The sequence below is a fragment of the Marinobacter sp. genome, from assembly GCF_052091845.1.
In the GTDB taxonomy this organism is placed as follows: Bacteria; Pseudomonadota; Gammaproteobacteria; order Pseudomonadales; family Oleiphilaceae; genus Marinobacter.
In genome coordinates this window covers 30,110-53,442 of the sequence record NZ_JBQDCO010000009.1, presented here as the reverse complement: position 1 = coordinate 53,442, position 23,333 = coordinate 30,110, and the positions used below count along the sequence as shown (strand labels likewise).

The window sequence follows — 23,333 nt, the reverse complement described above, 5'->3', positions numbered from 1 at the left end:
TGTTCAGTTCAGTATGAATCTGGAAACTCGGTAATCTATTTACCCAGCATGGAGCGAGCAATGACTTCTTTCATGATTTCAGATGTCCCGGCATAAATGGTCTGCACCCGGGCATCTACAAAGAATCGCGATACAGGATACTCCAGGGTATACCCGTAACCACCAAAGAGCTGCAGGCAGTCGTTAGCTATATCGCACTGCATTTCAGTGAGCATCAATTTCAGAATGGCCGCTTCTGTTGGGCCCATTTCGCCCTTGTGGTAATTCGCAATGCACTGTTTCAGGTAGGCTTTTGCCATCTCCAGCCTTGCCCGGGCCTCTGCAAGCTTAAACCGGGTATTCTGGAAATCCGCCACTCGCTGACCAAACGCCTGGCGTTGCTGCACGTATTCCAAGGTAATCGACAGCACGCCTTCTGTTGCCCCTACCGCTTGCGCACCAACACCCAAGCGCTCACGTGGCAACTCCTGCATCAGATAGGCAAACCCTTTGCCCTCTTCACCTAGCAGCGCATCGTGTGGAACCACAAGGTCTGAAAAGAACAATTCGGCAGTATCACTGGCGTGCTGACCAATTTTACGAATACCCTTGCCCCGGGAGAAGCCCGGCAAATTGGTATCTACCAAAAACAAAGATACGCCCTTAGAACCTGCCGCAGGGTTGGTTTTAGCACACACAATCACCAATTCAGCCTGCAAACCGTTTGTAATAAACACCTTGGCACCGTTAATTACATAGCCTTCATCGGTGCGCTGTGCTGTAGTGCGCATAGCGGCCAGATCGCTACCGGCACCCGGCTCGGTCATTGCAATTGCACTAAGCACATCGCCGCTAATCATGCCTGGCAGATACCGTTGCTTTTGAGCATCCGTACCGAGGTGCAGAATATAAGGCATCACAATGTTGGCGTGAATGTTATAGCCGCCAGCCAGGCCAGCGAAACCTTTGCGGGCCATTTCCTCAATGGCCAACTGCGAGATTTCAAAACTCGCCTGCGCGCCGCCATACTCCTCGGGCATGTCGATACCCAGCATGCCAGCCTGCCCCAGGGTATTCCATAGGTTACGCGGAATGGCGAATTGCTCTTCCCATTGGTCGTAAAAGGGTGCGACTTCTTTGTCGAGTACCCGGTTGATCATAGAATGAAAGAGCTCACTATCTTCTTCGTGTTCCGACATACACAACCCCATTGTTAACCTGATTAATCAGCAGGCGACCATTTAAAGGGTTATCCTGTGCACCGAGAATGGCCGTATAAGCCGAAAAAATTGACTCATTACGCAACCGAATCACCATAGACATGCCCAACTCCCAGCTCAAACCCCATATTGCAAACCATTATCTGCAGGCCACTATTAGAGGGGCAGAGCGACACGGGGTTCAACCTGAAGCACTTTTGGAAAGCGCGAGCATACCAACAGCCTGGCTTAACAAGCCTGATCAACTGATCACCGAAGAGCAACTTACCCGGCTTATCAAGAGTGTATGGCGAGCAACCCGAGACGAGTTTATGGGGCTGTCTACCCGCCGCTGTAAAAACGGTACGTTTGCGTTGATGACCGACTATTGTCTTGACTCTGCCACGCTTGGTGCTGTGCTGCGAAAAAGCGCGCGTTTTTTCAACATAGCCTGTGACAACATCGAGATCGGCCTGGGCCAAAGTAATCGCAACAAATTGGTGTTTTTCTGCCTGAGCCTTGAAGATGCCAGCCAGGATACAGACCACCTGCTGCAGGAGTTCTTGACGCTTATGTGGCAAAGATTCGCGTGCTGGCTGGTGGATCAGCAAATTCCGTTTGCCACAACCCAGTTCAGCTACCCATCACCGCCCCATGTTGCAGAATACCGGGCCATGTACCCCAGCGAGTTGCAGTTTGATCAATCTGTGTGTGGGTTTTATTTGCACGAACGATACCTGCAACTGCCCATTGCCCGCAGTGAAGCTGAGCTCGACGTTTTTCTAAAAGAAGCGCCGGCTTATATTCTGCACCGCCCGGATCATGACGACAGCCTGCGCAATCGAGTTCGCACCCTGCTGGCCCAACAAAGCCTCAAAGACATGCCAAGCCTGGATCAGATTGCCCAACACCTGCACATGACACCCAGAAGTATCGGGCGAAAACTGCAAGAAGAAGGCACCTCCCTGCGCACTATCAAAACGTCTTTGCGGCGGGAGTATGCAACCAAGCTGATGAGTACCGAAAATCTCAGCGTTGCCGACATCAGTGAGCGGGTGGGCTTTTCAGAAACCGCATCGTTTTGCAGGGCATTCAAACGCTGGACTGGCAAATCCCCCTCTCAGTGGCCAGGGTAGTTGGCAGGTAAAATACTCAAAGGCGTCTAATTGGGTCAATTTTTTCGACCTAACGGGTCATTCACGGAGACTCCATTCCTCTGAGTTAATGCCGACACGCAATAAATAACAACAGCTAAGGGGTAACTGCATGAAAAATTCCCGTACATCCGCTTCTTCCTCCGTATCGGCGGATATCCATCGGGCTCTGCGCAACACCATCGGAGACGCCATTGCCCGTTCCGCGAGCACCCACGGAAACCGCACTGCGCTGGCGTTCGACGACCGTATCTGGACGTTCTCAGAGATTCACGCAGCCTCAAACCGGCTCGCCCATCGATTAATCGAATTGGGGCTGGAACAAGGCGACCGTGTGGGTGCCTATGGTAAAAACTCAGATGCCTACGTTCTGCTCTGGCTGGCTTGCGCAAAAGCTGGCCTGATTCACGTGCCCATCAACTATGCTCTGGTTGAAAATGAGCTTACCTACGTACTCAACCAGTCTGGCTGCAAAGCTTTATTTGCCGACCTGGACCTACAGCCCCAGATCAACGCTGTTGCAGACAAAACCGAGGTGGGCATTAACGGCAGTTTTCACGGCGGTAGCAAACTGGACGCACTGCAGTTAGCGCTTGAGGCTGGCAAAGACACAGCACCCGAACTGGTGCTCGCCGACACAGACGTGGTGCAGATTCTCTACACCTCTGGCACCACCTCCGACCCCAAAGGTGCCATGCATACGCACCGCTCGCTCATGACGCACTATGGCGCCTGCCAATATCATCTGGAGATCCGGCCCGCCGATCGATCCCTGGCTGCGTTGCCGTTGTATCACTCGGCACAAATGCATGTGTTCACCATGCCCATGCTACTGAGCGGCGGTTACAGCCGAATGATCAACACACCAACACCAGACGCTATCCTTGGGCTGCTAGCGAGCGAGCAGCTTAACGCTTTTTTTGCACCACCTACCGTCTGGATCTCGCTATTGCGCCACCCTGAGTTCAATCCAGATAAGCTGCAGCACATGGATAAACTCTACTACGGCGCATCCATCATGCCCGTCCAAGTAGTGAAAGAGCTTGGAGAGAAACTACCGGGCGCTGGCTTATACAACTGTTACGGCCAAAGCGAAATCGCACCGCTGGCAACCGTTCTGTTGCCAGAAGAACACGCCGACCGACCGTCTTCGGCTGGCCGCCCCATGCAAACCGTTAGAACCTGCATTGTGGATCCGATTACCGGCAAAGATTGCAAACCGGGAGAACAGGGCGAACTGGTGCACCAATCGCCGCAGCTGATGGTGGGCTATTGGGCCAAACCGGAGGCAACCGAAGAAGCCTTTAAACATGGCTGGTTTCACTCCGGCGATCTGGGCTACCAAGACGAAGAGGGTTATATATTCATCGTCGACCGCATCAAAGATGTAGTGAACACCGGCGGAGTGCTAGTGGCCAGCCGCGACGTGGAAGAAGCACTTTACGAACACGAATCCGTTGCTGAAGTTGCGGTTATTGGAGTACCGGATGAAAAATGGATCGAGGCAATTTGCGCCGTCGTGGTCGTTAAAGAAGGCTACCCGGAGGATGCAGAAGTGCTGATGGGCCACGCCCGAGCCAGACTGGCCAGTTTCAAGGTGCCCAAGCAGATTCTCTTTGAACAACAACTGCCCAAAAACACTGCAGGCAAACTTCTGAAGCGCAAGCTCAGAGAAAACCTGGCTTAAAATCCTGCTTATTGCCCGGCTCATTCCCGCTATTTTGCGGACAAGCCGGGCAACTGGGCGTCACCACCCCAACGCCCTGGCGCTATCCAGTCTCTAAACACCTTCTGCTACAATCCATCGTAACCTAACGAACAGACTGACTTAATTATTTTCTGGTACTGAACACCAGCGATTTAACGTCGGAAACAGCTTTACGTTTACGTAAGCTTCATCTAACCTTACTCAAAAAGGATATCGCCATGATCGAAAAGAGAACGTTCAGTATCAGCGAGCTCTCCAACGAGTTCGATGTTACCACCCGTAGCATCCGCTTTTACGAAGACCAAGGTCTGCTGAAGCCGGCACGGCGCGGGCAAACACGAATCTTCAGCACCAAAGACAAAGTGCGCCTGAAGCTGATCCTACGTGGCAAGCGCATGGGTTTTTCACTTGCTGAGACGAAAGAACTTTTCGATCTGTGGGATGAGACCCTGACCGGTAACGAAAAACAACTATTGAAGATGCTGACTATTTTAGGCAACAAACGAGCCCACATGGAACAGCAAAAAAATGACATAGCCATGGCAGAAATGGAAATCGACACGGCAGAGTCCCGGTGTAGGGAAGCACTGACTGAGTTGCAGAAACGGAAAAAACAACAGTCCCCGGCCAACGACGAAACCGAAAGCGTCACGGAACAACACTAACAGCACACAACGAGCAGCCCGATCTCGGTTTCAAAACATATCTCTGGCAGAACAAAAGGCAAATTAGCATGAAATCACAATACTCAGAACTCAATTTCGGCCTTGGCGAAACCCTCGATATGTTGCGCGAGCAGGTCAACAATTTCGCAGCCACTGAGATCGCACCCCGTGCCGAGGAGATCGACCGCAACAACGAATTCCCCAACGACCTGTGGAAAAAGTTCGGCGATATGGGTCTGCTGGGCATTACCGTAGACGAAGCCTATGGCGGTTCAGGCATGGGCTACATAGCCCACGTAATTGCCATGGAAGAAATCAGCCGCGCCTCCGCCTCTGTTGGGCTGTCTTACGGCGCCCACTCCAACCTGTGTGTAAACCAGATTCACCGCAACGGCACCGAAGAACAAAAGCAGAAATACCTGCCCAAACTCGTCAGCGGCGACCATATCGGCGCCTTGGCCATGTCTGAGCCCAACGCCGGCTCCGACGTTATCTCCATGAAACTGAGCGCCAAAGACGCCGGCGACCACTACGTGCTGAACGGCAACAAGATGTGGATCACCAACGGCCCAGACGCCAACGTATACGTGATCTACGCCAAAACCGACGTAAAAGCCGGCTCCAAAGGCATCACCGCCTTCATCGTAGACCGCGACTCCGAAGGCTTTAGCCGACACCAGAAACTCGACAAACTCGGCATGCGCGGCTCCAACACCTGCGAACTGGTATTCCAAGACTGCAAAGTACCCAAAGAAAACGTACTAGGTGATGTAGGCAAAGGCGCAAAAGTACTCATGAGCGGCCTGGACTACGAACGCCTGGTACTCTCGGGCGGCCCACTGGGCATCATGCAGGCAGCCATGGATATTGTGGTTCCCTATATTCGCGAACGGAAACAATTTGAACAGGCGATTGGCGAATTCCAACTGGTGCAAGGCAAGGTTGCCGATATGTACACCTTCATGAACACCGCCAAATCCTACGTTTACATGGTGGCGCAATCCGCTGACCGCGGTGAAACCACCCGCAAAGACTCCGCCGGCGCAATCCTCTACTCCGCCGAAATGGCCACCAAACTGGCGCTGGACTCCATCCAGCTTCTGGGCGGCAACGGCTACATCAACGAATATGCCACCGGCCGCCTGCTGCGCGACGCCAAGCTGTATGAAATCGGTGCGGGTACATCCGAAATCCGCCGCATGCTGATCGGTCGGGAGCTGTTTCTGAACAACTAAGCCGTAGCTTCAACTTATCGGCTTTAATAGGCCGGCACTCAAAGTATGACGAGGGGCTGGTGGGGTGTCTTTCCGGGAATGTCTGTGGCCAAGGATGGCCACAGCCAAGCGCACATGGATGTGCTCGTAGCGGTTCCCGGAAAGACACCTCGCCAGCCCCGCCGCCCCGACACTCGAGGCTAGGAAAATGACAATACTCCAAAGCAAAATAAACCCAAGGTCTGAAGAGTTTCAGGCCAACCAGGCCTCCATGGCAGAAGCCGTTGCAGACCTGCGGGACAAAGTATCCACCATTCAGCAAGGTGGCGGCCCCTCTTACCAGGAGCGCCATATCGCCCGCGGCAAACTCCTACCCAGAGAACGCATTAACCGCCTCCTGGATGACGGCTCAGCCTTCCTGGAAATCGGCCAGTTTGCGGCCTACAACGTCTACGGCGAAAACGTACCCGCAGCCGGCGTAATTGCAGGCGTAGGCCGCGTCTCTGGCACCGAATGTATGATCATCGCCAACGACGCCACTGTAAAAGGCGGCAGCTACTACCCACTGTCCGTCAAAAAACACCTACGCGCCCAGGAAATCGCCCTGGAAAACCGCCTGCCCTGCATCTACCTCGTAGATTCCGGCGGCGCCAACCTGCCAAGGCAAGACGAAGTCTTTCCAGATCGTGACCACTTTGGCCGCATCTTCTACAACCAGGCCCGTATGTCCGCCGACGACATTCCCCAGATCGCCGTCGTAATGGGCCTGTGCACTGCCGGCGGTGCTTACGTACCCGCCATGGCCGACGAGTCCATCATCGTGCGCAACCAGGGCACCATCTTCCTGGCCGGCCCGCCGCTGGTTAAAGCCGCCACCGGCGAAGTCGTCACAGCCGAAGACCTGGGCGGTGCAGACGTACACTGCAAAACCTCTGGTGTTGCCGACCATTACGCCGAAAACGACGCCCACGCCCTGGACATAGCCCGGCGCTGCATTTCCCACCTCAATCGCCGCAAACCGGTCGACGTAGAGATTCGCAAACCCAAAGCGCCCCTGTACGACCCAAGCGAAATCTACGGCATCGTTGGCACCGATCTGCGCAAACAATTCGACGTGCGCGACGTGATCGCCCGCACGGTAGACGGCTCAGAATTCGACGAATTCAAACGCTTCTACGGCCAAACCCTGGTTACCGGCTTTGCCCACATACACGGCTACCCGGTGGGCATCATTGCCAACAACGGCATACTGTTCAGCGAGTCGGCCCAGAAAGGCGCGCACTTTGTTGAGCTGTGCTGCCAGCGCAATATCCCGCTGCTATTCCTGCAGAACATCACCGGCTTTATGGTTGGCCAGAAATACGAAGCCGAAGGCATCGCCAAGCACGGCGCCAAAATGGTGATGGCTGTTGCCTGCGCCAACGTACCCAAGATTACCGTATTGATTGGTGGCAGCTATGGCGCCGGCAACTACGGCATGTGCGGCCGCGCCTACAGCCCCGATTTCCTTTGGATGTGGCCAAATGCCCGCATCTCCGTCATGGGTGGCGAACAGGCGGCCGGCGTATTGGCGCAAGTTCGCCGTGAAGGCATGGAGCGCAAAGGTCAGGAATGGAGCGAGGAAGAAGAAGCCGCCTTCAAAAAGCCCATTACCGACACCTACGAGGAACAGGGCCACCCCTACTACGCCAGCGCCCGGTTGTGGGACGACGGCGTCATTGACCCGGCCCAAACCCGGGAAGTGGTTGCCCTCAGCCTCTCCGCCACCCTCAACCGGCCGGCGAAGCCTACGCGCTTCGGCGTGTTCCGGATGTAATAGGGGAGAATGACCATGACAGATACCAACACAGCGTCAGATCAGGAATCTGCGGTTCTGACCAAACGCCTTGCTAACGGCGTGACCGAGATCGTGCTGAACCGCCCAGAAAAGCGCAACGCATTTGACGACGTGATCATCCAACAATTGATCAGCGCCTTCACAGATGCGCACAACGATAATGACACCAAAGTGGTCATTCTGCGCTCCGAAGGCAAACACTTCTCTGCCGGGGCGGATCTTGGCTGGATGCGCCGTATGGCAGACAACAGCCGCCAGGAAAACCTGGATGACTCCCGCCAGCTTGCCCGCATGATGGAATGCTTGAACGAGCTCAAAAAGCCCGTCATTGGTCTTGTTCAGGGCGCAGCCTTCGGCGGCGCCGTTGGCTTGGCCGCATGCTGCGACATAGTGATAGCCACAGAAAAAACCAGTTTCTGCTTGAGTGAAGTAAAGCTTGGGCTGATTCCGGCGGTCATCAGCCCCTACGTGGTGCGCGCCATTGGCGAACGCCAGGCCCGTCGCTACTTCCTGTCTGCAGAAGTATTCGGTGCTCGGGATGCCGAACGCTTCGGCCTTGTGCATATCGTCTGCGACGATGTAGAAGCCATGAACACGCGCTGCGACGAGATGCTGAAACAGCTTGCCCAGAACGGCCCTGAAGCTATGGAAGCCGCCAAAAACCTGGTATTTGCGGTCAGCCACAAGCCGATTGATAGCGTTGTGATTGACGACACCGCCCATCGCATCGCTGACATCCGCGTAGGCGAAGAAGGTCAGGAAGGCCTAAGCGCCTTCCTTAACAAACGCAGCGCCAACTGGATTCCGGAGAGCAAATAATATGTTCAATAAAATCCTGATTGCAAACCGGGGCGAAATCGCCTGCCGCATTATCCAGACTGCACAACGTATGGGCATTCGCTGTGTGGCTGTGTATTCCGATGCCGACGCCAACGCCCACCACGTGGCCTTGGCCGACGAAGCCTTTCGCATTGGCCCTGCGCCCAGCTCCGAAAGCTACCTGTGCAGCGAAAAAATCATCGAAATCGCCAAGCAGAGCGGTGCCCAGGCCATTCACCCAGGCTATGGTTTTCTTTCTGAAAACACCGATTTTGCCGAGGCGTGCGAAGCCAACAACCTGGTATTCATCGGGCCGCCCTCCTCTGCCATTGCCGCCATGGGCTCGAAGTCTGCCGCCAAAATTATTATGGAAAAGGCCGGCGTACCCTTGGTGCCCGGTTACCACGGCGACGACCAGTCACCAGAAACCCTGCGCGCCGAAGCTGAAAAATGCGGCTTTCCACTGCTACTAAAAGCCGTGGCCGGTGGTGGCGGCAAAGGCATGCGCGTGGTGGAGAACATTGGCGAATTTGATGACGCCCTTGCCGCTGCCAAACGAGAAGCAAAGAATTCGTTTGGCAACCCGGACATGCTGATTGAACGCTACCTGACCCAACCCCGCCACGTTGAAATTCAGGTGTTCTGTGACCAGAGCGGCCAAGGCGTGTATCTGGCCGAGCGTGATTGCTCGGTTCAGCGTCGTCACCAGAAAGTGTTGGAAGAAGCCCCTGCACCGGGCCTAAGCGAAGAAACTCGCAAGGCCATGGGTGAAACAGCGGTTAAAGCAGCCCAAGCCATTAACTATGTGGGCGCCGGCACCGTAGAGTTTCTTTACGATGTAGACGGTTCATTCTTCTTTATGGAAATGAACACCCGCCTGCAGGTAGAGCACCCGGTGACAGAAATGGTAACCGGCCAGGATTTGGTGGAATGGCAACTGAAAGTCGCCTGGGGTGAGCCGCTACCACTGGAGCAGTTTCAGGTAAAAACCCGCGGCCATGCTCTGGAAGCCCGCATTTATGCCGAAGACCCGGATCAGGATTTTCTGCCCGCCACCGGCAACCTGCGTTACCTGAGTACACCCGATGAAAGCGCCCACGTGCGAGTGGATACCGGCGTTGTTGAAGGCGACGACATCAGCATTCACTACGACCCGATGATTGCCAAACTGATTGTCTGGGACGAAACCCGCGATCAGGCCATCAACCGCATGGTTCAGGCCTTGGAGCATTACCGGATTGCGGGCGTAAAAACCAACATCCGTTTCCTCCATGCTCTGGCCGATGCACAGCCCTTCCGGGAAGCCGATCTCACAACGGGCTTTATCGAAGACCACCGGGACCTGCTGTTCACCAAATCGAAGCTGGACACCCACAAGGCGCTGGTACTGGCCGCCGGCTTTGTGTTGGAACAACGAAAATCCCGTGAGTCCGTAAGCACAGACCCTTGGTCGCCGTTCGGCCGCAGCAACAGCTGGCGCCTGAACTCTGAATACGCTCAACCATTACAGCTGCAAGTGGGCGACGAGATTCACGAATTGAAAGTGCTGGAGCAGGATGACCGTTATCAAGTGTTTGTGAACGGCAGCGTTTACAACCTCGCGGCAAAGCTGGATGACGATTACATGCAGGCCGTAATCAATGGCCACCGGTTGAGTATTCACGGCAACCTGCACGACGACCACCTGGTGCTGTTTTACCACGGCGACACCTTCCAGTGCACCTTGTACCGGGAAAACTACGTGTCTGAAGACATGGAGCCTCAAGGTAGCTTATGCGCGCCAATGAATGGTGCGATTGTAGCGGTACAAGCCAAGGTAGGTGATGCCGTGACGGCCGGCCAAACCCTGGTCATCATGGAAGCCATGAAAATGGAACACGCCATCAAAGCCCCGGCAGACGGTGTGGTTAGCGAGATATTCTTCAATGAAGGCGAACAGGTTTCCGATGGCGCAGAACTGATCGCTATTGAGGTTGAGGAAGCAAGCAGCTCCGAGGAGGCAGGCTAATGGCCTTTCCAAAACAGGCTCGGCTGGTTGAAATGAGCCCCCGGGACGGCCTGCAAAACGAAGCCGGCCCGGTGATTGCCACGCGCATCAAAACCAGGCTAATCGACCGCCTGGCCGATTGCGGTCTCAGCCACATTGAATCCGCCAGCTTTGTGTCACCCAAATGGGTGCCGCAAATGGGCGATGCCGCTGAAGTGATGGCGGGCATCAGCCGCAAGGCCGGCGTGCGCTATTCCGTTCTGACCCCCAATCTAAGAGGCTTCGAAAACGCCTTGGCCGCGGGTGTAGACGAAGTAGCGGTGTTCGGCGCGGCCTCTGAATCTTTCAGCCAAAAGAACATCAACTGCTCCATTGCCCAAAGCCTGGAGCGCTTTTTGCCAGTGATGGAAGCCGCCAAAAAGCACAACATACCCGTGCGCGGTTATGTTTCGACCGTGCTGGGCTGCCCCTATGAAGGCGACATTGCCCCCGAACAAGTGGCGAAGGTTGCCAAAGACCTGGCTGATATGGGCTGCTATGAAATCTCACTGGGCGACACCATTGGCGTAGGCACGCCACTGAAGGCCAAGCGGATGCTGGAAGCCGTGGCGAAACACGTACCTGTGGAGCGCCTGGCCGCACACTTTCACGATACTTACGGCCAAGCCCTGGCTAACCTCTACGCCGTATTGGAAGAAGGCGTCGGTGTTATTGATGCGTCGGTTGCAGGCCTGGGTGGGTGCCCATATGCCAAAGGTGCCTCTGGCAACGTGGCCACGGAAGACGTACTTTATTTATTGAATGGCTTGGGCATCAGCTCAGGTGTAGATCTAAACAAATTGGTCGCTACCGGCGGGTGGATCAGTGGACAGCTTAAACGACACAACGGCTCTAAAGTGGGTCAGGCTCTTGGTGGAAACTAAACACCTAACACCAACAACACGCTCCTAAGGATCAGACATGACGAACAACAAAGATGTGGTCGCTCTGGATCTCCCTATCCCCGATTTGGAAGACCTGCCTGCGGATGTCAAAAAGTACTTTGATATCTGTATCGAAAAGCTGGGTATGGTTCCGAATGTGCTCACTGTGTTCAGCCAGAACCTGAAGCAGTTGGACGGCTTTACCCGTTTCTATAACGAACTGATGATGGGTGAGAGCGAGCTCAGCAAGCTTGAGCGTGAAATGATTGCCGTGGTCGTTTCTTCAGAAAACAAATGCTTTTACTGCCTGGTAGCGCACGGCGCAGCCGTACGAGTAATGAGTGGCGATCCAGCGTTGGGTGAGCACCTGGTGATGAACTACCGAACAGCCAAGCTGGATAAGCGCCAGCGCGCCATGATGGACTTCGCCTCCCTTCTAACCCGCTCACCCCAAACGGTTGCTGAAGACGAGGTTCAGGCGCTTAGAGATGCCGGTTTCAGCGATACCGCCATTTGGGACCTGAGCAACGTAATCGGTTTCTACAACATGACTAACCGCGTGGCGATTGCCAGCGACATGCGGCCAAATCCTGAGTACCACAGCCAGAGTCGCTAACAGGCTCTGCAACACTATTATTAATCCTGTTGGACCTCGACCACAAAAACAAATGGAGGCAAACAATGAATCAGGCCTTAAATCAGACCATGCCAAGCTACACCAGCGGTACCTCCAAAGTACCACTGCTGGGCATGACCATCGGCGAGATGCTTGACCACACTGCTGGTAAGTATCCCGACACCGAAGCCTTGGTGTGTTTGCACCAGGACATTCGCTGGACGTACAAAGAGTTCGTCGCCAAGGTGAACGAAGCTGCTCGCGCCTTCCTGGCCACTGGCGTTAAACGCGGTGACCGGGTGGGTATATGGGCCCCCAACCGCTATGAGTGGACGGTTACCCAGTTTGCCACTGCTAAAGTGGGCGCCATTCTGGTCAATATCAACCCGGCTTACGGCATGCATGAGCTGGAATACGCCATGAACCTGTCGGGCATCAGCGTGTTGGTTACAGCGGACAGTTTTAAGGCATCCAATTACCGTCAAGCTCTCTATGACTTGGCACCTGAGATAAAAACGGGCACAGCCGGAAAACTCAAAGCCCAACGACTTTCTGAACTGCGTGCGGTGATCAACCTGGATACTGAAAAACATGCCGGCATGTGGAGTTGGGATGAGTTCACCGGTTTTGCGAGTGACGTCAGTCAGGACGAAGTAGACAAAATTCAGAGCCAGCTTCAGTTCGACGACCCCATTAATATTCAATTCACCTCCGGCACAACGGGCAGCCCCAAAGGCGCCACCCTCACCCACCACAACCTGCTGAACAACGGTTTTTTTGTAGGTGAAAGCCAGGTACTGACTGAAAAAGACCGCCTGGTTATCCCAGTGCCGCTGTATCACTGCTTCGGCATGGTAATGGGCAACTTGGGCTGCATCACCCACGGTTCTACCATGATCTACCCTGGGGAGGGGTTTGAACCCAAGGCCGTTTTGCAGGCGGTTCACCAGGAAAAAGCGACGGCGCTGTATGGCGTGCCCACCATGTTCATCGCAGAGTTGGCCGAGCCGGAGTTCGAATCCTACGACCTCTCCACTTTGCGCACCGGCATTATGGCGGGCTCGATTTGCCCGGCGGAGGTGATGAAACAGGTCAATGGCAAGATGAACATGAAAGAGGTTCAAATTGCCTACGGCATGACCGAAACCAGCCCAGTGTCTACCCAAACCAGCTCTCTCGACCCGTTCGAGAAGCAAGTAACCACCGTGGGGCGCACCCAACCGCATCTGGAAACCAAAATTGTCGACCCGGGCACCGGCAACGTGCTGCCTCGTGGCGAAATTGGTGAGCTGTGTACCCGTGGCTACAGCGTGATGCTGAAGTACTGGAACAACGAAGAAAAGACTCGGGAGGCCATCGACGCTGCCGGCTGGATGCACACAGGTGATCTGGCCACCATGGACGACGAAGGCTATGTGCAAATAGTTGGCCGCATCAAGGATATGGTGATCCGCGGCGGCGAGAACATTTACCCGAAAGAAATCGAAGAGTTCCTTTACACCCACCCCTCCATCGAAGAGGTTCAAGTGACCGGCGTTCCCGATGACAAATACGGCGAAGAACTGGTTGCCTGGGTGAAGCTACGCCCAGATGCTGACCCTGTTGATGCAGACGGCTTGATGGCCTTTTGCAAGGGCAAAATTGCCCACTTCAAGATTCCCCGGAACTACAAATTCGTGGACGAGTTCCCGATGACCGTTACCGGCAAGATCCAGAAATTCAAGATGCGTGAAATTTCCATTGAGGAAATGGGGTTGAAGTAAAAGCCTGAGCACCTGCGACCCCGGCACTCATTAGCTGAGCCCGGGGCTTTTTTTGGGTTCTGTTTAAGCCTTCGAGAATCTGATTGACTGCCTCGCAGTTTCGTGATGTTATCATGGTTAACATTGTTGCCACCGATAACATTCATTGAGCCCATCTAGCCATGGAAAAGCCGACCTACCACCACGGCGACCTGCCCTTACAAGCCCAACAACTGGCCCTCGACACGCTAAGAGCAGATGGCGATGCCGCCATTAGCCTGCGCGCCCTCGCGAAGCAACTAGGGGTCAGCGCGCCAGCCCTATACCGACATTTTTCAGACAGAAATGCGCTGCTGGCTGAATTGGCGATCAGCGGGTTCGAAGCCCTGCGCAATCGCCTGCGCGCGGTAGACCAGCAGGTGCCTCGCAAGGCACTGATCAACATCGGACTAGTGTATGTCACCTTTGCTCAGGAAGAGCCCAACCTGTACCGCCTAATGTTTGGCGGTCGTGTATTACCCATGGGCACACACCCGCGCTTGGATGCTGCGGGTAAAGGTGCGTTTCAGGTTCTGGAAGACACCGTGGCCCGCGCCCGCCAGCTTGGTTACCTCAAACCTTCGCCTGTCTCTTTGATGACCGCTGCCGCCTGGTCTTTAGTACACGGACTGTCGCAACTCACCATCGATGGCCATTTACCCAGCGAAAAGGCCGAACCCACGTTAACCGAGGGCGTACTCAGCTTGCTGCTGGACGGCTCCCGATCTAACCCACAACAATTACAACAGGACATAACCCTATGAGCAGCCCAAAACCCAGCACCATTCGCGTTGGCCGCAGGTATCGTGAGAAACGATTGGACGGCTCCTACGATGCCATCGTTATTGGTTCCGGCATTGGTGGCTTAACAGCCGCTGCCTGCATGAGCAAAATGGGCAAGAAGGTGCTGGTACTGGAGCAGCACTACACGGCCGGCGGCTTTACTCACAGCTACGACCGAAACGGCTATGAGTGGGATGTAGGTGTGCACTATATCGGCGACATGGGCGCAGACCACACTCTCGGTAAGCGACTGTTTGATCACATCACCGATGGCCAATTGAAATGGGCGCCCATGGACGCCAATTACGACCGCATTTTTCTGGGCGACAAGCACGTAGATTTGGTTGCCGGCCCGGATGCATTCCGTGCGGAACTGATCAAAGTATTCCCGGAAGAAGAACAGGCTATCGACACCTACCTGAGTTATCTGCGCCAGGTGTCCAAAGCCATGCCGGCCATTGTTCTGGGTAAAGTATTACCAAACCTGGCTCTCGGCCCCCTGAACATGCTTGCCAAACGCAGGGCCCCGGAATTTCTTAACAAGCCGACCCGCGAAGTGCTTGAAGGGATTACCAGCAATCAGGAATTGATTGCGGTACTAACCGGCCAATGGGGCGACAACGGCCTGCCCCCGGCACAATCCAGTTTCATTATCCACTCGCTGATTGCCCGCCATTACCTGCATGGCGGCTACTACCCGATTGGTGGTGCGTCTGAAATGGCAAAAACCATCATCCCGGTGATTCAGCAAAGCAGTGGTGAAGTGTTCACCTACGCCGACGTGACCAGCATCCTGATCGAGAAAGGCAAAGCCGTGGGTGTGCGCATGGCAGATGGCGCAGAGATACGCTCACCACTGGTGATTAGCAACGCCGGGGTGTTCAACACCTTCAACAAACTGTTGCCGAAAGACGCGCCCAACTGGGACTATTACCAAGACAAGTTAACGACCGTTAAGCGCTCCATGGCCAGCAACTGCCTATACATAGGATTGCAGGATACAGCCGAAAATTTGGGCCTACCGAAAACTAACTACTGGATTTACCCGGGCACAGACTACGAAAAGCATGTGCAAGACTTTGCAGAAGACCCGGAGAACAACGACATATCGCTGACCTATATTTCGTTTCCTTCGGCCAAAGACCCAAGCTTTGCCGAGCGCTACCCCGGCCGCGCCACCATTGAGATCGTGGCGCCCGGTCCCTTTGAGTGGTACGAGGAATGGGCCGACAAACCCTGGGGCAAACGCGGCGAAGAGTACGAAGCGAAAAAGGAAGAATTCGCCCAGCGCCTGCTAGCAAAACTGTACGAGAAGTTCCCTCACCTTGAAGGCAAAGTGGATTACTACGAGTTATCTACGTCTCTTTCCACGGACTACTTCTGCCGTTACAGCGAGGGAGAAATTTACGGGCTGGACCACACTCCGGACCGCTTCGAGCTGGACTGGCTGAAACCTAAAACCCGCATTCCTGGCCTGTACCTAACTGGCCAAGACATCATGACCTGTGGCGTAGTCGGCGCCATGCTTGGTGGCTTGCTAACAACCGTGGCGGTGAGTGGATTTAAGGGGCTGCCGTTGGCCAAGAAGATGTTTCGCGGATGATAGACAGTCTCATTCCCGGCGGCACGGGGCAGGTATCAAACCTGCCCGGCCGCACCGCTTAAAAGATTAAAACTCCAACCCGAGAGTCAACCAAAGCTGACGACCAGGCTCAACCCCTGAATCACCATCAAGAACGGTGTGCACGCGATCGTTGAACAGGTTGCGCAGTTCAGCTTCGGCAATCAGTGAGGTGCCGTATATCGCTGGTTGGGTATAGCGCATGGAAAGGTCGAACAGAAACGTGTCCGGGCGATCTTCATCAGCGTATTCAGTCAGGCTCTCACGGACAACCTCACCACTGGCAGAGGTGACCAGCTCACCGTCTACTTCCCGGCCGGTATCAATTATCTGAGCATAATCGCCACGATAGCGGCCATTGATCGTTCCACTGAGTTGATTATTGAAACGGTGTGACACACCGATGTTAATCACAACCGGCCGGTTAAAATCACTGCGCAGAACATCCAGTTCGCCGTACGCCACACGCTGCCCCTGATACCAGACAAATTCTTCTGGCTGGGTATTATCTATGGGGTCATCGTAATCGGCATTGTTTGTTTTGGTTTCAGACCAGGTGCCGCTAACGCTGACCATAGTGTCACCATAAACGCCGTTCCAGCCCAGGGAAACCCCGAGGTACTCGCTGCTGCCCTCATTATTCATGATGTAATAACGATAGCCGTCTGCCTGAGTATCGGTGGTGGTTCTGGCAAACTCGTCCTTGTTATCACGTTTCACCACTTTCAACACCATGCGTCCACCCAACAGGGCCTGATCCAGGCCCAGAGTCTGCTCATCGCTAAAGGGGGTGTCTACATCATCAAACACATAGCGGTAGTCGCCCTGGCCTACTTCTCGCTCCCAATCCGTCACGATGTTCTGTTCGGTAGAGCGGTATTCCGTATAAAACGGGGCCCTTGCCTCCCGCAACTTGTAGGTGAGCAACGCTGCGCCGTAGTACCGGTTAAACCCCGCGATTAGAACGGTACTTGCGTTATCAAACACATCAAATGTCGCGCGCGTACGGAATGCAACATCATGGTTCTCAAGAAAATCATTGTAGTCATAACGCAGCCCAAGGGTTCCTGTCAGGCGTTGCCAAGCCAGTGTCGTTTCGCCATAGAACCCAGCCTCATTCAGCGCTACTTCAACATCGTCGGCCTGATAAATATTGCGACTGGAAAAATACTGTTCGCTCTGCACGCAATCCGTCGTAATTCCCCGACACTGCACATCGGTGTTGATCACTGCATTGCTGTATATCGCAAGGTCCTCATCACGCCGAAAGCGATAAGTACTGTGGCTGGCCTGAATTCCGGCTTCATTGGTGACTTCCATAGGACCTATACGAACCGGCAAGGTTGCCACGGAATACGCCAGATCGGTCGAATTCTGAATTTTATCCAGATCGCCATAACCACCTTCACGGCTCAGGCCAACATCGGCTTCACGGCCCCACTGGCGGCTACTGGTGTTTTCCCAACTGAAGTAGCCGTTTGGTGCCTCCCGTTCGTTAACACTGCTTGTCCAACCCAGGTCCAGATTATGTTCCAACTGCTCGCCAAGGTATTCGAAACCGGCTTTAAGGTTATAGCCCCCACCGTTGACCATGTAATCACTGGCCTTGGTGTCGGTAATAAATGTGTCACTGGAATAAGGAGACCAGGTCGCCGAAAGGTCCAGAATTGCGGCGTCTCCGAGTTGGGAGGACAACTTCAGCAACACATTCTGGTTGCTTTGCGTCCGGTTTCGGGTACTACCCAAACTGACATCTGGTGTTTCAGAGTATGCCTGACTAACACTGGTTATCATTCCGATCTGATCGTTAAGCGGTGCAGAATAACTAAAGGCCGCCCTGTATCGCTCGAAGTCCGGCTCTTCGGGAGGCGTGGGAGGTAATGTTTCGACCTCAGGATCCCACTCCCGGGTAAAGGTACGAAATTGAGTCCACTGGCTGCGCGTGCCGCTAACCGTCAACTTGCCTTCCGGCTCGCGACCAGCACGCCTGGTTGTCGCATCCACCACGCCGCCGGTAAATCCACCATAAGCCGCGGGTACATTGCTATCGTATACTTTCAGCTCACCAATAAGATCGGCATCGATGAACAGCGACTGCTCATGACCACCAATATCACTGACAGAAGAGCTGCTGCTGTCCGAAGCCGGATCAAGGCGGTTACTGTTACTCAGCCCATCCAGTACAAAGTTATTTTCATAAAAGCGTCCGCCAGAAATAGATATTGATTCAGGCCGCAGGTCGGTCAACCCCTCGACACTCTGACTGCTTTCGCCAAACTGGATACTTGGCACCAACTTTAAAATGTTCTCAAGACCGCCATCAGCACTACCAAATCGCTCTATATAGCTCTGATCAAAAATATATTCACCAGCACCGGATTCACTTGTACCACCCGGGTTCTGCACCGGCGCGGTAATCAACAACTCAGGTAACTGAACAGGGCGGGAGGTCGAGGCCGAGACCGAGACCGATTCTTGCTCTTCAGCCATTAGCCCAGAACCTGAAAGTGACAGAAAGGAAGCCACAATCCAATGTCGGCCCGACACATAGTGTTTTCGCGAAGGACCATTGATTAAACAACGCCTGTTTGTCATGAGTTAAACCTGAAAGGAAAGTCAAAAACCATTGGGCTGAAAAGTGTCAGCGGGGCAATTCTGTGGGCGTCGTATAAGGCGCGCCATTACCTAAAGTAAGCAGAAAAGCCTTCAATGCCTGGAGCTCTTGCTGGTCGAGATTCAACGGCTGTATGAGCGACGACAGTTGAGCAAAGCGGGGGTCCTGGCGGCCCAGCTCGGTAGGCTGGTTTTGCCACCAACCCATGTTGTAAGAGGCCAGCACGTGATCGAGGTCAGCCAGCAGGCCGTTATGCATATATGGCGCCGTAACGGCCACATTACGCAGGGGCGCGGTTCGAAAAGCACTGAAATCTTGATTTTTTTTCGTCACTGCATAACGGCCAGTAAAATTGCCGACTTCATAAAAAGCAGTCCCCAGATGGTGGTATTTACCATCAGTAAGTAGCGGGCCGTTGTGGCAGTTCATGCAACGGCCTTTGGTGCGGAAGAGGTGCAAACCTTGAAGTTCCTGATCGTTGAGTGCGCTTCGCTCGCCGCGCATGAAACGATCAAAGCGTGTGGCAGTGGTGGTGCGCTGGCGCACAAACTCCGCAATGGCGATCGTTACCCGGTCAAAGTCCAGCCTCGGGTCACCGAAAGCCCTCTCAAAAAGTTGATCATAAGCACCAATATCCTGAAGCCGACCGATAATCTTCGGCGGATCACCCGCCATTTCAATGGGGTTTGTAATACTCGCCGCGGCCTGTTCTTCCAACGAAACAGCCCGGCCATCCCAGAACAGCTCTTTCAGATAACCTGCATTCAGAATCGTTGGCGAATTCAGCTGGCCCAGTTGGCGGTTGTGACCAAATGAGAAACGGCGACCATCGGCCCACCCAAGATCCGGATCGTGGCAGGAGGCGCACGCATGCTGGCCGGAGCCGGATAGAATTGGGTCAAAAAACAACAACTCTCCCAGTTCCTGACGCGCCTTTCTTAAGGCGCTACTCCTGCTTTTCGCACCATCGGTGTCTCTCACCCTTTCGGGTAAGGCCGCCAATGGCTCGATCCGGTTGCCCGGAGCCAATACCGGGGCCGGCCACTGCTCCTGAGGTGCCGAATATTTCGCTCGCAAGTCTGTGGCACCTTGCACCGATTCTGTTGCAGCCGATGCTGTTCCCGCCAAAAGCAGCAGGAACAGCACAAATCTGCTAAGCCGCATTTATACAGATGGCGCAGTACGGGGTTTCGTCCAGACTGTTGTTGGTCCCGTCGCCATCAATATCATCATCAACTTCAAATGGAGCAGCGGCCTGTTCTTCGGTTGAACTTTGCGGGTCAAAAAAGTCGGCGTTGCTATCGCCGTCGAAATCAAAACGGGCCATGTCCGTTCCAGGGTAGTCGTCCTGAGCCGGCAGTTTTTCAGCAATGCTCGACAGCATCGCATTGCGATCAGCCGTCGTATAAGTCGACGTACGTGAGATGCTTTCAGCCAGTTCGTAATGACGGCCCTCAGCCAAGGTAACAACCAGCTCCTTACTGCGCAGAACGCGATTGTTATCATCCAATAGCTCGAAAACCTCCAGAGCACCACCAAATACCAGAGGCGAACTGGCGTTTCCTTTTGCCATATCAGCTACACGGGCTCTTGCTTGCTGTATATAGGCGGCGTTTTCCGGATTCCAGGTACCCCAGGTCGCCAGCAACTTGCGTGTGGCAGTCGCAATATCGGCATAGTCAGCAGCCACATCTTCCAACTCTTTGGCCAGAGTGTTTGCGGCATCAACGCTATCTGCACTTGCCATCATGGTGTTCAGGACTGGCAAAGAAAGGGTATCCAGAGTCTCAATCGCCTCACCGGGACGTCCTGCGTTACTCTGCAAAACCACCAGTTCGCGATAGAGTTCAAGCTGGTCGTCGGATTCAGTAATCGAAGCCACCAGACCCTTGGCACGATTAATCTGTGTTTCAGGGTATTCACCCAGCGCAACATACCCATTGGCTACGGCAATATCAGCGTCAATTCGGTCTTGAGTGGCCGCACCGTCGCCATAGCGTGCGGCTGCCGTGTTGGCACATACGTTCATGCGCTCAAGCGCCAGTGCCTCTCTACCGGTTGTCGCTGTTGCTCTCGCAGCAGCGGCACAGCTTTCAGCAACCAGTTGCTTTGGAGTGGACGTGCTGGCAATAAAATCATCGCTTACCGCAAGGGACCAGGCGTTTTCGGCCGCGGCTTCTGCTGCTGCAGGCAAATCTGCCTCCAGCAGCTGGGCGACGAGTGTTGTCCCCTGGAAAGAAAGGCCCCGAATCTGATAGACCATGTGGTACACGCGATCCAGAACGTCTGGAACCTGCGCTGTCATCACCTCAATAGCACTACTCGCGTTACCAGTCCTGGCCGCATCGACCGCTTTGAACACAGCAAGTTCCAGCCGTGCAGCAGTCACTGCGTCCGCGCCAAATGGCTGACCTTCAACTTTTTCAGTGAGCAGAGTCTCGTATCGGTCAATCAGACCCAGGCGCACATAGGGAGCTGCTGCTGTACCCACGTAGAATCGTGCAAACCCATTACATGCGACACTGAGCAGTGGTTCGAATTTTTCAATTCCCGCCAATGCCTTGGTGTTTTCTCCAAGGCGACTGTACAAGTCGACATAACGGCTTGTGTACTGGGTCTGAAGGGCGGCACAAGTAATCGGGCCCGGCTGAACAGGCATGTTATCAATCCAGGATGCAGCCAGATTCGTGTAGTCGAGGGCCTGCTGAACAGACGAACCAACAAGACCTTCTGCCTCTGCCTGTTCCACGAGATTAATTGCCTGTTCAAGCAATGCATAGGTCAGATTAGAGTAGTTACCTGACCAGGCAGCACCAGAGCCTCCAAACTGATCTCTGAATGACTCCACTGGCTCTAAAACCTCTATAGCTTTCTGATTCAGCCCTGCCTGACCGTAGTTAGTACTCAGGTTCTGCAGAAACCGGGTATCGTCAAAACTCAGGTTTTCAACGCCTTTTTGCGCAAGGACTCCGTTTCCGGAAAGATAGATATCAGCAGCCAGGTCCAGGTAATGGGAGCCTTTTTCTGTATTACCACTATCAAAAAATGCCTTTCCTATTTTCCGGAAGGCATCGGCCCGCTCACTGGGCTGAAAGATTTTGCTCAAGGCAATCAACTCGGCGCGTTCGTCCAGCCCGGCGGCGGCAAGACCGACAGCAATCTGGGCGTAGACAGGATCTGTAATAGCGTCATCGTATAACCCGGTGAACAGGGTTTCCGCTTTGTAGAAAGGCGACAGATCAGAACTCAGAAAGTACTGGGCTTTGGTTTCATTGTCGTCGTTCAGTAGCTCTTCCTGTGCTAGGGGTAACTCATGATCAATAAAATCGATGCTCGCCACAAAAGCGACAAGGTCATCTGTTACCACCTCATCAGGCACCACCAGATCTTGCGTCAAGCTATCGCTATCAAGCCCATAAATGCTGATCAGATAGCGCGCCAGGTTATCAATTCCCGGGCTATCGGGGTCGACACCTTTACGCCCATTCGCTTCCCATACCGCCTGCGCGATGCGGGCGATAGCCTCGGTAGTTTCCGGAGATTCGACAACACTCAAAGATTCACGATAAAAGCGCGCCAGGCCACTTTCAAACTGAAGGCGGTTCCAGAGCTGCACGGTTCCAACACCCGGCTCAGGGTTCACCAGCGCTGTATCAAGTGCTCCAAGGCGCCCAGCAACAACCGCCAGCAGCGGACGTTCGGTGTTAGCCGCTGCCAGACCATTGAATGCGCCGGTCAAGTCACCGTCAGCTAACTGTAATTCTTCGATAAAGTCGGCCCACTCAAGCCCTGTGTCACGCAATGCTTTCGTGATTTCAGTCAGTTTCAGGCTCAGAACCTGAACGTCCGGATTATCAGCAGGGTTGTCATCCAATTCTTCGGCGGAGCTGAGGTTCAGCAAATCGGCAAGTTGTTGTGCGGATAAATTGTCACTGGCGTTGGCAGCCAATGTGGTTAAAGGGGAAACCACAAATTCACCGCTGGTGCTGACATCCGCGCGCAGGGTAACGCCCTGCAAATCGGCACCGGTTTCCACGTCCCGTCCGCCGATAGCAACCACGGCGGCAAGCTGACCGAGTTGCTGGTCGCTCAATTCAAAACGGAAGCTGCCATCGCCGTCGGTACGTACAATGCTGGTTAATGCATTGCCGTCAACATCGACCAGACGTACTGCAGATTGTTCGATGGCCGGGTCTGTTACAACCCCGGACACTACCGACGATGACTCCTGGGCTGCGGAGCTGTCGCCACCGGAGGATCCTCCACCACAGGCAGCCAAAGATAAAGCGGTAACAACAATTGCAATTAACTGCCACAACCCCGGAACACGGGGCTTGGGTTTATTTAAACGAGACATAGAAACTCCGACAGCGAAACCGATATGATTTTTAAGGCAGTAATTATCCGTACTCGAACACCCTAATGCAAATCAT

16 protein-coding genes are annotated in these 23,333 nt (G+C 54.2%); 12 read left to right on the top strand and 4 right to left on the bottom strand.

Going from position 1 to position 23,333, the window contains the following annotated elements; all coding sequences use genetic code 11:
- Positions 1–35: 35 nt before the first annotated feature.
- Complete coding sequence (locus tag ACTHYN_RS04765) at positions 36–1,178, bottom strand: acyl-CoA dehydrogenase family protein (protein ID WP_441808148.1); 1,143 nt, start codon at positions 1,176–1,178, stop codon at positions 36–38.
- 122 nt (positions 1,179–1,300) lie between these two features.
- On the opposite strand from ACTHYN_RS04765, the gene ACTHYN_RS04760 reads away from it, so the two are divergent.
- The 12 genes from ACTHYN_RS04760 to ACTHYN_RS04705 all read left to right on the top strand — a co-directional run bounded on the left by ACTHYN_RS04760 (position 1,301) and on the right by ACTHYN_RS04705 (position 16,268).
- Positions 1,301–2,314 (top strand): AraC family transcriptional regulator, encoded by a 1,014-nt coding sequence (locus ACTHYN_RS04760; RefSeq protein ID WP_441808149.1) that lies wholly within the window; start codon positions 1,301–1,303, stop codon positions 2,312–2,314.
- A gap of 130 nt (positions 2,315–2,444) precedes the next feature.
- Entirely contained in the window at positions 2,445–4,019 is a 1,575-nt protein-coding gene (locus tag ACTHYN_RS04755) for a fatty acyl-CoA synthetase (protein WP_441811341.1), read from the top strand.
- A gap of 239 nt (positions 4,020–4,258) precedes the next feature.
- A complete protein-coding gene (locus tag ACTHYN_RS04750) occupies positions 4,259–4,705 on the top strand; it encodes a MerR family transcriptional regulator (protein ID WP_441808151.1) in 447 nt (148 codons plus the stop codon).
- A 68-nt stretch (positions 4,706–4,773) separates the two neighbouring features.
- Positions 4,774–5,940 (top strand): isovaleryl-CoA dehydrogenase, encoded by a 1,167-nt coding sequence (locus tag ACTHYN_RS04745; protein ID WP_441808152.1) that lies wholly within the window; start codon positions 4,774–4,776, stop codon positions 5,938–5,940.
- A 187-nt stretch (positions 5,941–6,127) separates the two neighbouring features.
- Entirely contained in the window at positions 6,128–7,735 is a 1,608-nt protein-coding gene (locus tag ACTHYN_RS04740) for a carboxyl transferase domain-containing protein (RefSeq protein WP_441808153.1), read from the top strand.
- 15 nt (positions 7,736–7,750) lie between these two features.
- Positions 7,751–8,575 (top strand): enoyl-CoA hydratase-related protein, encoded by an 825-nt coding sequence (locus ACTHYN_RS04735; protein WP_441808154.1) that lies wholly within the window; start codon positions 7,751–7,753, stop codon positions 8,573–8,575.
- Between the two features lies 1 nt (position 8,576).
- Positions 8,577–10,583 (top strand): acetyl/propionyl/methylcrotonyl-CoA carboxylase subunit alpha, encoded by a 2,007-nt coding sequence (locus tag ACTHYN_RS04730; protein WP_441811340.1) that lies wholly within the window; start codon positions 8,577–8,579, stop codon positions 10,581–10,583.
- On the top strand, positions 10,583–11,485 hold the full coding sequence (locus tag ACTHYN_RS04725; RefSeq protein WP_441811339.1) for a hydroxymethylglutaryl-CoA lyase: 903 nt from the start codon (positions 10,583–10,585) through the stop codon (positions 11,483–11,485). Before ACTHYN_RS04730 ends, ACTHYN_RS04725 begins: the two co-directional genes overlap by 1 nt.
- Before the next feature lie 37 nt (positions 11,486–11,522).
- The gene (locus tag ACTHYN_RS04720; RefSeq protein WP_441808157.1) at positions 11,523–12,101 is read left to right on the top strand and encodes a peroxidase-related enzyme; all 579 of its coding nucleotides are present in this window, start codon (positions 11,523–11,525) and stop codon (positions 12,099–12,101) included.
- A gap of 65 nt (positions 12,102–12,166) precedes the next feature.
- A complete protein-coding gene (locus ACTHYN_RS04715; protein ID WP_441808158.1) occupies positions 12,167–13,864 on the top strand; it encodes an AMP-binding protein in 1,698 nt (565 codons plus the stop codon).
- A gap of 161 nt (positions 13,865–14,025) precedes the next feature.
- Positions 14,026–14,646 (top strand): TetR/AcrR family transcriptional regulator, encoded by a 621-nt coding sequence (locus ACTHYN_RS04710; protein WP_441811338.1) that lies wholly within the window; start codon positions 14,026–14,028, stop codon positions 14,644–14,646.
- Positions 14,643–16,268: a phytoene desaturase family protein gene (locus ACTHYN_RS04705; protein WP_441810288.1), complete on the top strand. Its 1,626-nt coding sequence runs from the start codon at positions 14,643–14,645 to the stop codon at positions 16,266–16,268. The genes ACTHYN_RS04710 and ACTHYN_RS04705 overlap by 4 nt, the downstream gene beginning before the upstream one ends.
- 66 nt (positions 16,269–16,334) lie before the next feature.
- On the opposite strand, the gene ACTHYN_RS04700 is transcribed toward ACTHYN_RS04705, so the two are convergent.
- From ACTHYN_RS04700 to ACTHYN_RS04690, 3 genes are all read right to left on the bottom strand, one after another.
- Positions 16,335–18,776, bottom strand: a complete 2,442-nt coding sequence (locus tag ACTHYN_RS04700) for a hypothetical protein (protein WP_441811337.1) — start codon at positions 18,774–18,776, stop codon at positions 16,335–16,337.
- A 151-nt stretch (positions 18,777–18,927) separates the two neighbouring features.
- Positions 18,928–20,064, bottom strand: coding sequence for a cytochrome-c peroxidase (locus ACTHYN_RS04695; protein WP_441811336.1), 1,137 nt, complete (start codon positions 20,062–20,064; stop codon positions 18,928–18,930).
- Entirely contained in the window at positions 20,054–23,257 is a 3,204-nt protein-coding gene (locus ACTHYN_RS04690) for a hypothetical protein (protein ID WP_441811335.1), read from the bottom strand. Before ACTHYN_RS04690 ends, ACTHYN_RS04695 begins: the two co-directional genes overlap by 11 nt.
- Between the last annotated feature and the right edge of the window lie 76 nt (positions 23,258–23,333).

What these genes read in the sequence shown, in the direction of transcription:
- ACTHYN_RS04735 (WP_441808154.1), top strand. Translation starts at nt 7,751, where the DNA reads ATGACAGATACCAACACAGCGTCAGATCAGGAATCTGCGGTTCTGACC.
- ACTHYN_RS04690 (WP_441811335.1), bottom strand. Translation starts at nt 23,257, where the DNA reads ATGTCTCGTTTAAATAAACCCAAGCCCCGTGTTCCGGGGTTGTGGCAG.
- ACTHYN_RS04705 (WP_441810288.1), top strand. Translation starts at nt 14,643, where the DNA reads ATGAGCAGCCCAAAACCCAGCACCATTCGCGTTGGCCGCAGGTATCGT.
- ACTHYN_RS04700 (WP_441811337.1), bottom strand. Translation starts at nt 18,776, where the DNA reads ATGGCTGAAGAGCAAGAATCGGTCTCGGTCTCGGCCTCGACCTCCCGC.
- ACTHYN_RS04725 (WP_441811339.1), top strand. Translation starts at nt 10,583, where the DNA reads ATGGCCTTTCCAAAACAGGCTCGGCTGGTTGAAATGAGCCCCCGGGAC.
- ACTHYN_RS04720 (WP_441808157.1), top strand. Translation starts at nt 11,523, where the DNA reads ATGACGAACAACAAAGATGTGGTCGCTCTGGATCTCCCTATCCCCGAT.
- ACTHYN_RS04755 (WP_441811341.1), top strand. Translation starts at nt 2,445, where the DNA reads ATGAAAAATTCCCGTACATCCGCTTCTTCCTCCGTATCGGCGGATATC.
- ACTHYN_RS04760 (WP_441808149.1), top strand. Translation starts at nt 1,301, where the DNA reads ATGCCCAACTCCCAGCTCAAACCCCATATTGCAAACCATTATCTGCAG.
- ACTHYN_RS04695 (WP_441811336.1), bottom strand. Translation starts at nt 20,064, where the DNA reads ATGCGGCTTAGCAGATTTGTGCTGTTCCTGCTGCTTTTGGCGGGAACA.
- ACTHYN_RS04765 (WP_441808148.1), bottom strand. Translation starts at nt 1,178, where the DNA reads ATGTCGGAACACGAAGAAGATAGTGAGCTCTTTCATTCTATGATCAAC.
- ACTHYN_RS04710 (WP_441811338.1), top strand. Translation starts at nt 14,026, where the DNA reads ATGGAAAAGCCGACCTACCACCACGGCGACCTGCCCTTACAAGCCCAA.
- ACTHYN_RS04745 (WP_441808152.1), top strand. Translation starts at nt 4,774, where the DNA reads ATGAAATCACAATACTCAGAACTCAATTTCGGCCTTGGCGAAACCCTC.
- ACTHYN_RS04730 (WP_441811340.1), top strand. Translation starts at nt 8,577, where the DNA reads ATGTTCAATAAAATCCTGATTGCAAACCGGGGCGAAATCGCCTGCCGC.
- ACTHYN_RS04740 (WP_441808153.1), top strand. Translation starts at nt 6,128, where the DNA reads ATGACAATACTCCAAAGCAAAATAAACCCAAGGTCTGAAGAGTTTCAG.
- ACTHYN_RS04750 (WP_441808151.1), top strand. Translation starts at nt 4,259, where the DNA reads ATGATCGAAAAGAGAACGTTCAGTATCAGCGAGCTCTCCAACGAGTTC.
- ACTHYN_RS04715 (WP_441808158.1), top strand. Translation starts at nt 12,167, where the DNA reads ATGAATCAGGCCTTAAATCAGACCATGCCAAGCTACACCAGCGGTACC.